Annotated in this window: 13 protein-coding genes; 3 read left to right on the forward strand and 10 right to left on the reverse strand. The window is 42.7% G+C overall.

What is annotated here, in order from left to right:
- Both ABYB02_RS08035 and queA read right to left on the reverse strand, forming a co-directional pair.
- Nucleotides 1-441: tRNA-guanine transglycosylase (locus tag ABYB02_RS08035; protein WP_372761949.1), on the reverse strand; the 441-nt coding region annotated here is incomplete at its 3' end.
- 150 nt (nt 442-591) lie between these two features.
- Nucleotides 592-1,623, reverse strand: a complete 1,032-nt coding sequence (gene queA, locus ABYB02_RS08040; protein ID WP_372761950.1) for a tRNA preQ1(34) S-adenosylmethionine ribosyltransferase-isomerase QueA — start codon at nt 1,621-1,623, stop codon at nt 592-594.
- Between the two features lie 609 nt (nt 1,624-2,232).
- On the opposite strand from queA, the gene ABYB02_RS08045 reads away from it, so the two are divergent.
- Nucleotides 2,233-4,749 carry an EAL domain-containing protein gene (locus ABYB02_RS08045; protein ID WP_372761951.1) on the forward strand — a complete coding sequence of 839 codons (2,517 nt, stop codon included), beginning with the start codon at nt 2,233-2,235 and terminating at the stop codon, nt 4,747-4,749.
- Between the two features lie 191 nt (nt 4,750-4,940).
- Nucleotides 4,941-5,153 (forward strand): hypothetical protein, encoded by a 213-nt coding sequence (locus ABYB02_RS08050; protein WP_372761952.1) that lies wholly within the window; start codon nt 4,941-4,943, stop codon nt 5,151-5,153.
- A gap of 16 nt (nt 5,154-5,169) precedes the next feature.
- Here the strand turns inward: ABYB02_RS08050 and ABYB02_RS08055 are convergent, their stop codons facing one another.
- The 7 genes from ABYB02_RS08055 to ABYB02_RS08085 all read right to left on the reverse strand — a co-directional run bounded on the left by ABYB02_RS08055 (nt 5,170) and on the right by ABYB02_RS08085 (nt 13,820).
- Nucleotides 5,170-6,090: a hydrogen peroxide-inducible genes activator gene (locus ABYB02_RS08055; protein WP_372761953.1), complete on the reverse strand. Its 921-nt coding sequence runs from the start codon at nt 6,088-6,090 to the stop codon at nt 5,170-5,172.
- A gap of 97 nt (nt 6,091-6,187) precedes the next feature.
- A complete protein-coding gene (locus tag ABYB02_RS08060; protein ID WP_372761954.1) occupies nt 6,188-7,456 on the reverse strand; it encodes an inorganic phosphate transporter in 1,269 nt (422 codons plus the stop codon).
- Nucleotides 7,457-7,495: 39 nt separating this feature from the next.
- The gene (locus ABYB02_RS08065) at nt 7,496-8,173 is read right to left on the reverse strand and encodes a TIGR00153 family protein (protein ID WP_372761955.1); all 678 of its coding nucleotides are present in this window, start codon (nt 8,171-8,173) and stop codon (nt 7,496-7,498) included.
- A 148-nt stretch (nt 8,174-8,321) separates the two neighbouring features.
- Entirely contained in the window at nt 8,322-9,023 is a 702-nt protein-coding gene (phoU, locus tag ABYB02_RS08070; protein WP_372761956.1) for a phosphate signaling complex protein PhoU, read from the reverse strand.
- 47 nt (nt 9,024-9,070) lie between these two features.
- Complete coding sequence (gene pstB, locus ABYB02_RS08075) at nt 9,071-9,898, reverse strand: phosphate ABC transporter ATP-binding protein PstB (protein ID WP_372761957.1); 828 nt, start codon at nt 9,896-9,898, stop codon at nt 9,071-9,073.
- Between the two features lie 22 nt (nt 9,899-9,920).
- The gene (pstA, locus tag ABYB02_RS08080; protein ID WP_372761958.1) at nt 9,921-11,570 is read right to left on the reverse strand and encodes a phosphate ABC transporter permease PstA; all 1,650 of its coding nucleotides are present in this window, start codon (nt 11,568-11,570) and stop codon (nt 9,921-9,923) included.
- A 15-nt stretch (nt 11,571-11,585) separates the two neighbouring features.
- Nucleotides 11,586-13,820, reverse strand: a complete 2,235-nt coding sequence (locus tag ABYB02_RS08085; RefSeq protein WP_372761959.1) for an ABC transporter permease subunit — start codon at nt 13,818-13,820, stop codon at nt 11,586-11,588.
- Between the two features lie 333 nt (nt 13,821-14,153).
- Here ABYB02_RS08085 and ABYB02_RS08090 point away from each other — a divergent pair, with 333 nt between their 5' ends.
- The gene (locus ABYB02_RS08090) at nt 14,154-14,660 is read left to right on the forward strand and encodes a glycine cleavage system protein R (RefSeq protein WP_372761960.1); all 507 of its coding nucleotides are present in this window, start codon (nt 14,154-14,156) and stop codon (nt 14,658-14,660) included.
- A 53-nt stretch (nt 14,661-14,713) separates the two neighbouring features.
- On the opposite strand, the gene ABYB02_RS08095 is transcribed toward ABYB02_RS08090, so the two are convergent.
- Nucleotides 14,714-15,169 carry a hypothetical protein gene (locus ABYB02_RS08095; RefSeq protein ID WP_372761961.1) on the reverse strand — a complete coding sequence of 152 codons (456 nt, stop codon included), beginning with the start codon at nt 15,167-15,169 and terminating at the stop codon, nt 14,714-14,716.
- Nucleotides 15,170-15,257 lie beyond the last annotated feature (88 nt).

The following is a 15,257-nucleotide window of genomic DNA, read 5'->3' on the forward strand; positions in this document are numbered from 1 at the left end:
TGGCGTACATTCATCAAATATCATTACAATATCTGAGCCTAAGTCACGCTGTACTTGCATTGATGACTCTGGCGTCATCATAATTTTTTCACCGTTTACCGGTGAGCTAAATAACACGCCTTCTTCAGTAATTTTGCGCATGGCGCCTAAGCTAAATACCTGAAAACCGCCTGAGTCCGTTAAAATTGGCAAATCCCAATTCATAAAGTCATGTAAATCACCATGTTGCTTGATGATCTCAGTACCTGGGCGGAGCATTAAATGAAAGGTGTTACCTAAGCAAATTTGTGCACCGGTTGCTTTTACTTCATCCGGTGTCATGCCTTTCACTGTACCGTAAGTACCTACTGGCATAAAGGCGGGCGTTTCTATTACACCACGGTCAAAAATCAAGCGGCCGCGGCGCGCTTTACCGTCTGTCGTGTCTAATTCAAATTTCATATTGTCCTCGGTGTCGGAAAAACAGTCCAACAAGCTATAATTTAACCGCTCGATTCTACCCTTTTTACACAATTAATACTATAAACGGTAGATAAATCAGTCGTGATTTTTCTACCGTTGAGCAAGCTTATTATATAACCAATTGGGGCGTTATTTACGCGTTAAAAACATCGCATCGCCATAGCTAAAAAAGCGGTACTGCTGCTCTATGGCGGTGTGGTATGCGCTCATAATATTGTCTTGTCCGGCAAAAGCGCTTACCAACATAATGAGCGTTGACTCAGGTAAATGAAAATTCGTTACCATGGCATCAACCACATTAAACTGATAACCCGGATAAATAAAGATGTCGGTGTCGCCAAAATAACTGCTTAACGTACCGCCATGCACTTTAGCTGCCGACTCTAAAGAACGCACAGAAGTGGTGCCAATTGCAATCACTCGGCCGCCTTTAGCTTTGGTTTGTGCTACGGCTGCCACAACCTCATCGGGCACTTCAATGTATTCCGAGTGCATAACATGCTCGTCGACCGTAGTGGCGCGCACTGGCTGAAACGTACCTGCGCCTACATGCAAGGTCACAAACGCCATTTGTACGCCCTTATCTTTGAGCGCTGCCATTAATGTTTTATCAAAATGCAGCCCCGCAGTTGGCGCGGCTACCGCACCGGGCTTTTCACCGTACACAGTTTGATAACGCTCTCTGTCTGCTGCGTTATCTGGGCGGTCGATATAGGGAGGGAGCGGCATATGGCCGACATCGTTTAATATATCAAGTACATTTTGGCTATGCTCAAATTCAAGTTCAAAAAGCGTGTCATGGCGTGCCACCATAGTCGCTTTCGCCTTGCCTTCTAAAATTAATTCATTACCCAGCTTGGGTGATTTGCTGGCACGAATATGGGCTAGCACGCGATGTTCATCAAGCACGCGCTCAACTAACACCTCCACTTTGCCACCCGACGCTTTTTGGCCAAACATACGCGCCGGGATCACTTTGGTATTATTAAATACCAGTAAATCGTTTTCGTTTACTAACGCGAGTAAATCACTAAATACTTTATGCTCAACGTTGCCAGTTGCTCCATCTAAGGTTAGCAAACGGCTACTTGTTCTATCTTGCTTAGGGAAGCGAGCAATTAATTCATCAGGAAGGTCAAAGCTAAAATCAGCCACGCGCATAGTTAGAATTCCACATCATTTAAAATCGCGCCAAGTGTATACCCAAACCACCTCAAAATGCGAGTTTCAGTTGGAATTAAACGCGATTTAGGCAAGGCATTGATTGCAAATAATAGTGGTTCTATTGTTAAAATCAATAACGCAGTATAAATCGCTTTTAAACCAACCCATGGGCGCTTCACAGGGGCTTACTCTCATCGTTGCTACTTCTTGAAAGGGACTGCCATTACTGCAAAGTACCGCCTTGATATTAAGCCCCTGTGACACGCTGAATTCTGCATTTTGCGGTGGTTTGGGTATATTTAAACCACCTCAAAATGCGAGTGTCGTCGGAATTAAACGCGATTTAGTCAAGGCATTGATTGCCAATAATAGTGGTTCTATTGTTAAAATCAATAACGCAGTATACATCGCTTTTAAACCAATCCATGGGCGCTTCACAGGAGCTTACTCTCGCTTATCAAGCTCAAGAAGTCCGATAAATTCTCCTTCATTTGCCGCTAATTTAACGCATTAATCGCTGCGCAATAAATATGCTTGTCCTGAGCACAAAAGCGCATTATTCTACGCCTTCGAATAATCGTGATTTACCTTAGGGGTACGACAATCGTGGCAAAACAGCTGAAAATGCTTATATTAAACGCGTGCAGTAACGAGCGCCGTATTATCCGTGCCACGTTAGAAAAGCTCGATGTGTTTCATTTTATTGAAGCGTCGGATAGCCAAGATGCATTAAAAATACTTAAGCGACAAGCGGTCAATATCATCATTACCGGTCTAGAAGTCGGTAAAATTGATGGCTGGCGTTTTTCACGAATGATCCGCTCTGGTTTATTATATACCCCTAAACACACGCCTATTTTACTTATTCCCCCCATTTATTGTGAGCGCATCGCCGAAACGACCGCGCGCAGTTACGGTATTGATGCGGTACTGCCGCTTGAGCGTCAAGATCTGCTGCCACAAGTGTTGGCCGATGTACTGGCAACGCATTTAGAAAAAAGCAGTCGATTAAACTTGTTGCTGTTAGAGCCGGTTGATAGCAAAGCCGCTGAGATATGTGAACAACTAAAGCTTAATTTTATCATTACTCGGGTGACATCGAGCCAAGCTGCGCTTGATGCTTATAATCAGCAGCCGTTTGCCATTGTATTACTCGATGCAACCGCAGCAAGAGCACAACAAGCCAGCGCCTTAGTCGCAGAAATTTTAAAGCTTAACGCCATGCAGGCCGTCGTCACTATTATAGATAGTGACGATGCGAATTATGCCGAGCAGCTATTACTTTCGGGGGTTACCGACTTTATACGTGCGCCTTACGATCCCTCTTTTTTAAATAAAGTGTGCGATCATGCGGCTCGGCGCGAAGATTTTATCGTCAGTTATAGCGAGTTTGCGAATAAGGTCGCTCAGCTAAGTTTAAGTGAAGTTAAGTATAAAGAACTGTTTTCGGCGCATCAGCGCATTTTGTTACATTTAAATACCGTAGTGCTAGAGCTAGATGATGCTGGGCTTATTCGCTTTATTAACCCAGCATGGGAAGCATTGAGCGGCTATGGGGTTAAATCAACGCTGCAAAAACCCTTAACCGATTACTGTGTTGATGAATATCAAAATACGCTGCAAAGCACGATCAATGATATTCTTCAGGCGGGTGAACAAAAACAGCAAATCGAAATAAAAATAGCGCATAAAAATGGCAACCCTATTTGGGTAGAGTGCCGCTTACAATTAATAAAAAATAGCCGTAACCACGTTACCATCACCGCCACTATTGATAATATCCACGAACGCAAACAAGCCGAACTGCAACTGCGCCATTTGGCGCTACACGACACGCTAACAGGGCTGCATAACCGTTATTCTTTTGATCAGCAACTTAATCGTATTTGTCAGCCCAAATTTACCCACTCAACGCTAGAGCATGCGTTGCTGTATATTGATTTGGACCACTTTAAAATTATTAACGACAGTAAAGGTCACCAGCAAGGTGATGTGGTGTTAAAAGAAGTGGCACAGTTATTTATTGCTAATATAAGTAATGAGCATTTGATCTGTCGCGTGGGTGGCGATGAATTTGCGGTACTGCTAAAAAATACCAATTTGTTAGATGCGCATTTGATAGCAGAAGGGATTTGCAGCGCCATTGAGCAGCATCAATTTAACGCCCAAGAGCAAGTATATTCAATCAGCTGCTCCATTGGCTTAACACAAATAACCACCGATAATTGCGATCCCAGTGAGTGCTTAAAACAAGCCGATATTGCGCTGTATATTGCCAAAAATTTAGGCCGTAACTTAGTGCACTGTTACTCCAAGCATGACGTACTAAATAACACCCTGCAATCTGGGCTGGAGTGGGGACACGGTGTACGCCAAGCGCTGCAACAAAGCAATATTGAACTGCATTATCAGCCTATCTGGGATTTCAAGGCCAATAAGGTCGCTTATTTTGAAGTGCTGCTGCGCTTAAAAATCAACGATCAGCTTGTTTATCCTAATCAATTTATTCCATCGCTTGAGCTACTCAACGATACCTTTTTAATGGATCAATGCGTTATTCGCGCGGCCATTGCCAGTGTTGCTCAGCACCCTGAGCTCAATCAGGTGGCAATCAACCTCTCGACCCAATCATTTTTAGATGAACGTTTAGTGCCGTTAATTGAGTCTAACTTGGAAAAATACCAAGTGTCACCACTGCAAATTATTTTTGAAATTACCGAGTCTGCCAGTATCAATAATTTAGCCGCAACTCGTAAAATGATTGAACAACTCAACCATCTGGGTTGCCACTTTTCCATTGATGATTTTGGCACCGGTTTTAGTACCTTTAATTACCTAAAACAACTGCCTGCGCAACAAGTTAAAATTGACGGTTCATTTGTCTGCGATATGCTAAACGATCCGATTGATTTAGCACTGGTTAAAGCCATTCACGACATTAGTCGCTCACTGGATAAGCACTCGGTGGCTGAATATGTTGAATCTGCCGAGGTCTTTTTTGCACTTAAAGAAATTGGTGTCGATTTTGGTCAGGGGTATTTTATTGGCCGCCCACAACCAATTGAAAATGTGAAAGCGCAGTTGCAGAAAATTTCGCACAATGAAGCCTTTGCCAACAACTAGTTAGCTCACAGTTAAATCTAACGTACTGTTTTACGACTATCATATTTATCTTTCTCGGCTATACTCCCTATAACAACCACTAAATGTCATCAAATTAAAGTGATTACTTTAAAAAAACACGACATTACCACTTAAAGCAATCAAGATCAGGATGTATAGTCTATTGCCGTCAAGGGTTTAAGGAGGAAAACATGACACAGTTAGTTGTATTTTTACTGCTTATGCATTTTGCTATTGCGTTTCAATGTTACCGCTCTGCACAGTTTAAAGGGTATCCAGTGCGTGTATTTACGGTACTGGGCCTGGTTCCCTACTTTAATCTCGTTGTTTGGATTTACTTATTATTCTTACCCGAACTAGAGCCTTATGAAAACCATAATCATCATAACAAGCAGCTCTTGTAGCTGCTTGTGACTGCCCTTAACCAGCAAAGTCAACGCTGCACTGCTGCTGTAAAAACACTTCCAGCTGCTGAGAAAATAACTTAAAGTCACGAATTCGGCCGGTTGTTTTACGCCATAACAGCCCGATTTCGCGATAAGCATTATTTTGCAAAGGAATGGCTTGCATCTGCTGTCCCGCTAAAATACCGGCATTGATTGCCATTTGCGGTAAAAAGGTCACCCCTAATTGGTGTTCAACCATACTCAGTAGCGTATGCAAACTCGCCGCTTCAAATGGGTTAATACAGCTGGCACGATGTAAGTGACAGGCAGTTAGCGCATGCCCTGTCATACAGTGTTCCTGCTCTAATAAGAATACACTGGCGTCGGGTAATAAGTTAAAGTCTTCAATACCTTGTGCTGCACTGTAATCTTGGTGATGCACTAAACTAAAGTGATCTTTAGCCAGCACTTGAGTATGAAACTTAGCGGTTTGATACGGCAGGGCTAATAACGCGAGATCAATTTGCCCTTGCTCTAGCTTATCGAGCAAATTATCACTGGTATCTTCAATCAATACTAGCTCTAAGTCAGCAAACGTTTGCTGACAAAAATGATATAAAGGGGCAGCAATAAAGCTGGCAATGGTGGGGATCACTCCCACTGTTAATTTACCATTGAGTGGCGTTAAAAAGCTCTTCGTTAGCTCTTTTAAGCTCATGGTATCGTTCACTATGGTACGCGCACACTGCACCACTTCTTCACCAATAGCAGTAAACATTAAACTGCGATTTTCGCGCTCAATGAGTTGGCAGCCCAAGATTTCTTCTAAATTTTGAATCGCGCTACTTAGTGTTGATTGCCCTATAAAGCAGGCGCTCGCGGCGCGTCCAAAGTGCTGATGCTGATGCACCGCCAATAAATACTGTAACTGTTTAATACTTGGAAGATGAGTCATGTTTCCTTTCCACAAATAAAAAGACCCCAACACCAAAGGCATTGAGATCTTTTCAAGCTAAAAGTCTTTTACTAGGGTCTATTGGCCCTCGCTTTTATTAAACACCAAAAGCGGTTCTTAATATGTAGAAAATAACAATAGCAAGGCCGGCGCCTACTGGCAATGTAATTACCCAAGAAACTGCAATGTTTCTGATCACACCCATATTAAGTGCAGCAATGCCACGGGCCATACCCACACCTAATACCGCACCCACTAAGGTTTGCGTGGTTGAAATAGGTAAACCAGTACCCGACGCAATCACTACCGTCGACGCTGCCGCTAACTCAGCTGCAAAACCACGACTAGGTGTTAAATGTGTAATGCCTTCGCCAATGGTTTTAATTACTTTTTTACCTAAAATAGCAAGACCTGCCACAATACCAAAACCACCTAGTGGTAAAATCCACCATGCGATAGCCGCTTTCTTAGCAATTTCACCATTGTTTTCAACAATATTAACGACTGCAGCTAAAGGACCTATCGCATTCGCAACATCGTTAGAACCATGGGCAAACGCCATACAACACGCAGTTAATACCATAAGTACGGCAAATACTTTTTCTACGTTATTAAACTGCATTTTTTTATCCGCTTTAAGATCAATCTTAAGACGCGAAATAGCAATTTTACCGATAATGCCAACAACCACAGCAATAGCTACAGAAAGCAATAGGCCTTCGGTTGTGCCTAGGTTAATACCTATGTGCTTTAAGCCTTTTTTAATGGTAACGAGTGCCATAATAAAGCCCGCTAAGCCCATGTACAGGGGTACATAACGCTTGGCGTTTTTCAGTGGTGCATCGGTATCAAAAATAAGCTTTTGTGCGCTCATAAATATTAAATACGCAATAAAGCCTGATATAGCAGGGGTAACAACCCAACTACCAACAATACCTGCCACTTTACCCCATTGAATCGCTTCTGTGCCTACGGCCACTAAAGCAAAACCAATGATAGCACCAATGATGGAGTGAGTCGTTGATACCGGCCAGCCTAAAAAAGAGGCCAATAGTAACCACGTACCAGCGGCAAATAATGCTGAAATCATCCCCAAAATCATCAATTCTGGAATGTCTAAAAATGGAGTTGATTCGATAATGCCTTTACGAATGGTCGATGTAACTTCACCACCGGCTAAATAAGCGCCTGCAAACTCAAAAATCATCGCAATAAAAATTGCTTGTTTAATGGTTAGTGCTTTAGAACCTACTGAGGTGCCCATTGCGTTGGCAACATCGTTTGCGCCAATACCATAAGCCATAAAAAAACCGACTGCTGCGGCAATTAAAATTAATACCGTGCCATAAGATGCAATGATATCCATTGTGTAACCTTAATCTTTCGTTATTGAACTGAGTGTAAATTAACGAGCTAACATCAGCTCAAGACGTGATCCAACGCGCTCTGCAATGTCTGCAAGCTCGCCAACCCATTCGATGATTTTGTATAAAAACATCACATCTACTGGGTTCAAAGTATCTTCAACGGCGCGCAATTGGCGACGTATTTTGATTTGCATATCATCCGTGTCTTGTTCTATGGCATCCAATTCAACTAGCATTTTTTCTACTAAGGTCACTTCGCGACCTTTAAAGCCAGTTTCTAGCAATTCTTCTAATTCATTTATCGCATTTGATGCTTGTTTGGTCGCATCAACGCAACGAACTAGATAAGCTAAAAAATCAACTTGTATTTCTTTCGGTATGATCATCTCACGACCGATCACACGCCCTGCAATGTCTTTTGCTTTATTGGCTATTTTATCTTGGTGGGTGACTAATTCGAGCAGATCGGTACGCTCTACCGGCATAAATAACCCGCGCGGTAATTGTAAACGTATGTCTCTTTTCATTTCATCGGCTTCACGCTCTAAATTGCGAATCGTCAAACGAAGCTCTTCAGCTTGTTGCCATTCTTCTTTAAATACGTGATTGAAAAAAGGTATCAAGGCTTTACTAGCTTGATGAACCTTTCGAATATGTTCTTCCATTGGTTTGATAGGAGATTTTGCAAATACTCCTAGAAACGCGTTTGTTGGCATAACTGACCCTTAAATCAATTTAGTATGCTGTGCGGCGTGAATTTTACAGTAATAAGCGCGATTGTGAACGCTTTTTCTTGTTGAACCGCCGGCAAACTAAAAAAAAATGATAATTTGTCGTTCAAATAAAAAAGTTCATTTTTAAAAATTACAATGACTTTTCTATATCTTCTTGAGATGTATGGCGAATATCCTTACCGTTAACAAAATAAATGATGTATTCAGCAATATTTTGACAGCGGTCACCAATACGCTCTAATGAGCGAACCGACCACACTAAATCCATAATTTTAGGAATTGAGCGTGGGTCTTCCATCATGTAGGTCATAATTTGACGAGTAATCGCTTCGTATTCTCTATCAACTTTAGCATCTTCTTTATGTACTGCAAACGCACACTGTACATCCATTCGTGCAAATGCATCGAGCACATCGTGCAGCATTTTAGATACTTGACGCCCCATGTTTTCTATATTTACTAATAGATCTTGTTGATCCTTAGTAAATGAGTCTAGTGCAACTTTAGCAATTCGTTTAGCTTCATCACCAATTCTTTCTAAATCAGCAATGGTTTTGGCAATCGCAACCACCAGCCGTAAGTCACTCGCGGCTGGCTGACGACGTGCAATAATACGGGTGCACTCTTCGTCGATGCTCACTTCCATCGCATTCACTTTATAGTCGCTTTCACGTACTTTTTGCGCCAACACTGCATCATTCTGGCTAACCGCATCAAGCGCACTATTAAGCTGTTGCTCAACAAGCCCACCCATACTTAGCACCAGGTTGCGCACATTTTCTAGCTCTTGATTAAAGCGCCCAGAAATATGTTTATTAATGTTATGTTCCATAATTACCTTCTCTGTAAATTTTGTTGCACCGCATTATCTCCACGGCATTAACCATAACGTCCGGTGATATAGTCTTCTGTTTTTTTCTTGCTGGGGGTGGTAAACAAGGTGTTGGTGTCTGAATATTCGATTAGTTCACCCATATACATAAAGGCCGTTTGATCCGACACACGCGCCGCTTGTTGCATGTTATGAGTGACAATAACCACGGTAAATTTGTTCTTTAAATCATTGATCAGCTCTTCTATAACGAGCGTAGAGATAGGGTCGAGCGCAGAGGTGGGCTCATCCAGCAGCAGTACTTCGGGCTCAATGGCTATCGAACGCGCAATCACTAAACGCTGTTGCTGTCCCCCCGATAAACCAAAGGCACTGTCGTGTAGCCGGTCTTTTACTTCATCCCACAGCGCGGCACCGCGAAGTGATTGCTCTACTACTTCGTCTAGCTTACGTTTATCTTTAATACCTTGTAAGCGTAGGCCATAGACGACATTTTCGTAGATTGATTTAGGAAACGGGTTCGGGCGCTGAAATACCATGCCCACGTTACGACGCAGCGCAGCCACATCGACGTTTTTATCGTAAATATTTTGCCCGTGCAGCAGTATTTCACCTTCGATACGACAACTATCTACTAGGTCGTTCATGCGGTTAATACAGCGTAATAACGTCGACTTACCACAGCCCGATGGGCCGATAAATGCCGTTACTTGGCCTTTCGGTATATCCATATTTACGTTATCCAGCGCTTGCTTGTCACCGTAATAAAGGTCGAGATCTTTGATCTGCAACGCGGTTTGATCTGCGGTTAAATTGTTTAAGTCTAACTTTAAGCCTGTATTAGCTTGGTTAACTTGTGGCGCGACTGTAATCATGTTTGTTACCTATAAAATCTGATTAATGCTCAAGCGATCTGAATTTTTCACGTAAATGATTACGTATACCAATCGCTGTTATGTTGAGAGTAATGATCACCGAGACCAATAAAAACGCAGTGGCATATACCAACGGACGCGCCGCTTCAACATTTGGGCTTTGGAAACCCACATCATAGATATGAAAACCTAAATGCATAAATTTTCTATCTAAATGAAAATAAGGGAAGTTACCATCAAGCGGCAAAGTGGGAGCCATTTTAACCACACCCACTAACATAAGTGGTGCCACTTCGCCCGCAGCCCGTGCAACAGCAAGGATTAAACCGGTCATAATCGCCGGGCTTGCCATCGGAATCACGATACGCCATAAAGTTTCAACTTTGGTTGCGCCCAGCGCTAAAGAGCCATCGCGCACTGTACTTGGAATGCGTGATAACCCCTCTTCTGTCGATACAATAACCACTGGCAAAGTGAGTATTGCTAAGGTTAACGCCGACCACATAACACCCGGCGTGCCAAATACTGGCGTTGGCGCTGCCTCAGGATAAAATAATTGATCTAAGCTGCCGCCTAACATATAAACAAAAAAGCCTAAACCAAACACACCGTAAACGATAGAAGGCACACCGGCTAAGTTAATTACCGCAATTCGAATCATTTTAGTAACCGCGTTTTTAGCCGCATATTCATGTAAGTAAATCGCGGCAATCACGCCAAATGGCGTCACAATTACCGCCATTAGCATCACCATAAATACGGTACCAAATATAGCCGGAAAGACACCGCCCTCGGTATTGGCTTCGCGTGGATCATCCGACACAAATTTACCTAACTGCACAAAGTAATGGCCAAGTTTGGCAAAAAAGCCCATATCATTTGGAAACCACACATCTAACACTTGATACAATGGAATCGTCACCACTTCGCCGCGCATATCCTTAACCATTACTTGGTCACGCTGTGCTTGTTTGCGCAATGCAAACAGTTGCTTTTCCAGTACCGCGTAGTCGGCACGAAGTTTACTACGCGCTTGAGCAAGCTCGGCAACCCGCTCATCGGTCAACTCGTTATCGAGTAGGTAGCTTTTTTCTTTTAAGCGTAAACGCTCCAGTTCATAGTTAATATGGCCAATTTCGCCATTTTGTAAATCTAACGCTTCGTCGTTGAGCGCCACAGCTCGCTCTACCAAAGCGTAGAGGCTGTCAACTTTATCATTAGTAACCACTTGGCCGTCTTTGATCACGCTTTCAACGTAACCATAAAAGTTACCATTTTTACTGCGCTCAAATACCGCAAGGGTGGACGGCGTTGATCTTGTTTTAATATCGGTTTCTAAGATCCAGCGAAAATCTAAATCGACATATTCACGGTTACCGGTTTTTATTAGTAAGCGTTCAAACTCGTCTTTATCGAATGCCGCTACATCGACGCCAGTGGCTGCTAAACGCGCTCTGGGCACCATTTCTCTATCATAAACTTCACCAATCACCGTTTGCTTGGCAATTGAGCCTTCTAATTCAAATTGCACCACTTCAGAGGGCCAAAAGAAGCTCAAGCCTTTCCAGGCTATCATTGCTAACAAGCCAATTACTGAAATTAAGCTGATGCTTACAGCACCACCAGTCATCCATATCCAAGGAGAACCAGACTTAAACCACTGCTTTACCATGTCATGTTTCTCCGCTTACATTGAACTGTATTTTTCACGCAATTGCTGACGAACAAATTCAGCAATGGTGTTAAAAATAAAAGTAAATATGAATAGTACAAACGCTGCTAAAAATAAAATACGATAATGTGAACTACCCACTTCCGACTCTGGCATTTCAACCGCTATGTTAGCCGCTAAAGTACGCATGCCTTGGAACACACTCCAATCCATAATCGGGGTGTTTCCGGTTGCCATCAGCACTATCATGGTTTCACCTACCGCACGACCTAACCCCATCATCACCGCCGAGAAAATACCCGGGCTGGCAGTTAGCAACACCACGCGTACCAATGTTTGCCACTGAGTGGCCCCCAAAGCTAACGAACCGTTTGATAAGTGCTTAGGGACACTGAACACCGCATCTTCTGCTATTGAAAATATGGTAGGAATAACCGCAAAGCCCATCGCAATCCCCACTACCAACGAGTTACGTTGATCGAAGGTCATCCCCAGTTCATTGGTCAAATATTGGCGCACATTGCCATCAAACATCCACAACTCTATGGTTTCGCTCATCGCAAACGACAGCCAGCCAATAAATAACACCACTGGAATAAGTATAATTGAGTGCGACCCTTCAGGTATTTTATGGCGAATACTGGCGGGTAATTTAGTCCAGGCGAGCGCCGTAGCCAACACGCCCAAAGGCAGCAGTACAAGCAGCCCAACAATGGCTGGCAAATGTACTTCTATCAGTGGCGCTAACCACAGGCCAGCTAAAAAGCCTAAAATTACGGTGGGTAAGGCCTCCATAATTTCGACCGTGGGCTTAACCACTTTACGCAATTCACTCGACATGAAATACGCGGTATAAATAGCGGCAGAAATAGCAATCGGAACCGCAAATAACATGGCATAAAATGCCGCTTTTAAGGTACCAAATGAAATGGGCACTAACGAAAATTTAGACTCAAAGTCATCACTGGCCGAGGTCGATTGCCAAATGTAACCCGGCTCTGGGTAACCTTCGTACCATACTTCTTGCCACAGCGCCGACCACGTAACTTCGGGGTGTTCGTTGCTAATATCTAATACCGTTAGTTTGTTATCCGCTAAAATTAGCGCGGCATTGGCACGCGGTGCAATCGCAAAGTTGTTAATTGCGCCTTCGCTCACTTTTCCTTGCCATAATTTAGCTTCACTGGTGGTGTAATACACCCCTAGCTCACCATTGCTGCTAGTGGTAAAAAATGTGCGGCGATAGAATTCAGTAAAAATATTTAACTTAGTTTGTTTGCTGGTTTCGAAGGCACGAATTTTTTGATATTCACGGCCGCTGTCGGTGTTTACTTCAAACCACTGTGACACTTTACCATTATCGTTAGCTAACATGAGTGAGTTAGCACCCGCTAACAATTGAGCCGAAACAATATTGGCATTTTCTTCATTAGCCGAAAGTAACTGAATCTGTTCTACACTGCTTGGGTAGCGGGTATCGTATACGTAAATCTGGTTTGCCGAGCGCACAAATACTCGCGTAGTATCGGGCGATATGAGTAATTCATCCACGCGTCCTGCTACATCTAACTCGGTACGCTCAACCACCCATTCAACCTCACCGCTAAACATATTTTCTTCAGCAACAAAGCTGCTAAACAGCACTCGCTTATCACTAGTAAGTGCCACTACGGCGGTTTTATCTTCATAGTGACTAAACGCAAAACGCGTGATCGCGGCGCCTTGTTCATCTACTGCTAAAGCAATTTCGCCTAACGGGTAATCGAGTCGTGGGGTAAGCTGGCGCTCGTTATTGGGAAATGTCACGGTAAATTTAGGTATCACAATCCTGATGCTACCATTTTCTAAACCGTAGGCGTATTGCCCCTGAAACGGTGCACTGGTGGCAAAACTAGTGACATTGCTGGCTAGGTTAACATTAAGGCTGCTGAGTTTTTTACCAACCTGATCTTTTTCAATGCTGTAAAAGTCAACGCTCCCTTGCTGGCTAAGTAAATACGCCACCTCGGTTTGCTCTTCAACACCAATACCCACTATTTGCTCAGCATTAGTTACATTGAAGCTATTGCGTTGCTCCACCTTTGCTGATTCAAAAATAGGCTGCACTACATAAAGAAGGTAAAAGAATATTAATAACAAAGCTATTAATACCATTACTCCGCCTGCGGTAATACCAAACTTCGCAAGCCGGTCTTTAAATAGACGGCTTCGATCCGTATTAAAAGTCGGTTTATTCGGATTGGAAGTCATCAAAACATCCTTTAATCTTAACGTTGCGTAGATTATATTTCATCAAAGTGACAGTAATGTTACAGCGGTAATAATTATTTATCGTCGCTGAAAAAGTAGCTAACGGGCTAGGTTATCGCGTGTTTATGAACTAAATATTATATTTATTGGACAAACTATTTATCGAGGTCAATACTCTGGGGGTATTTAATAAATAACAATGGCTTAATAGGGTTAGGCACTAACACCTGTTAACCGCCTAACTTTTAGTCACTCCCCATTATATTTACATTAAATAACAGCACTTAATGCCTATGCATTTACCTTATTTGGGCTTAAAGAAGAGAGCTATTTATGAAGCAGTTAGTTATAACTATTTTAGGGCAAGATCGCCCCGGGTTAGTAGAAAACATTTCATCAGTTATTTTAGCCAACCACGGCAATTGGTTAAGCAGTAACTTAAGTCATTTACTTGGGCATTTTGCCGGCATTATTCAAATTGAAGTGGCAGAGGAGCATCTACAATCGCTGCAAAATGCACTGAATGCACTGCCCAAACTCGATGTGCGTATCGAAACCGGCAATACTGAAATTGAGCCCGCTGAGCGTGAACAGCTTAACTTTGTTATTACTGGTAACGACCGTCCCGGCATAGTGCAAGAGCTGGCAAGTGTGATTCGTCATAAAGGCGCTAATATCACCCATTTAAACTCACGCCAGCAAAGCGCACCTAATTGGGGAGTGCCTATTTTTAACGCGGTAGCGACAGTCACCTTGCCCAACGGCATGAAAAAAGATGAAGTGATTGAAGCATTAGAATCTATCACCAGCGACTTAATTGTGGATGTCGAAAAAGTTTAATAGCATAACGGCGCCGCTATATGCTGCGCCGTTATTTAGTAATACGCTTTGCTTTACATATCAATATGACGATTAATACTTTGCACCATTTGCCTTAATCCTTGCTGCTCTAGCTGCAGTATCTGCCCTAGCTTTTCTTTACCATCTGCCGTTTGCGTTTTACCCGCTAAATACTCATACGCATCGATTACTTTTTGGTGTTGCGCAGATAAATAACCTTGAATTGCCTGTTCATCCAATTGGGTACTGCGATCGAGATCAGTAAAATTAAGTAGCTCTGGGTTTTGCGCAAAATACTCATAGCAATAGGTGTCTAAGGTATTGATTTCGGTGATCACTTTAAAGCCCATTAAGTCTTCGGTAAGCTTTTTTTCATACTGAATGCAGTAATCTATTAATTGCATATTATGCTCACCAAGTAGCTCTCTTACACTGTAAAAGTTAGCCGCCATTTGCGTGTGAAACAAAATGGTCCAATCGTACATTTGTTGAATTGTTTTAACTTGCATGCGTTTTCCTTACCGAGTTAAGCTAAGTAACTAACCTTATGCGTTAATCATGCCAAACAAAAACCTATTTATAATCAAACAAATAAAA

This window comes from Pseudoalteromonas sp., from assembly GCF_041613455.1.
Lineage (GTDB): Bacteria > Pseudomonadota > Gammaproteobacteria > Enterobacterales > Alteromonadaceae > Pseudoalteromonas.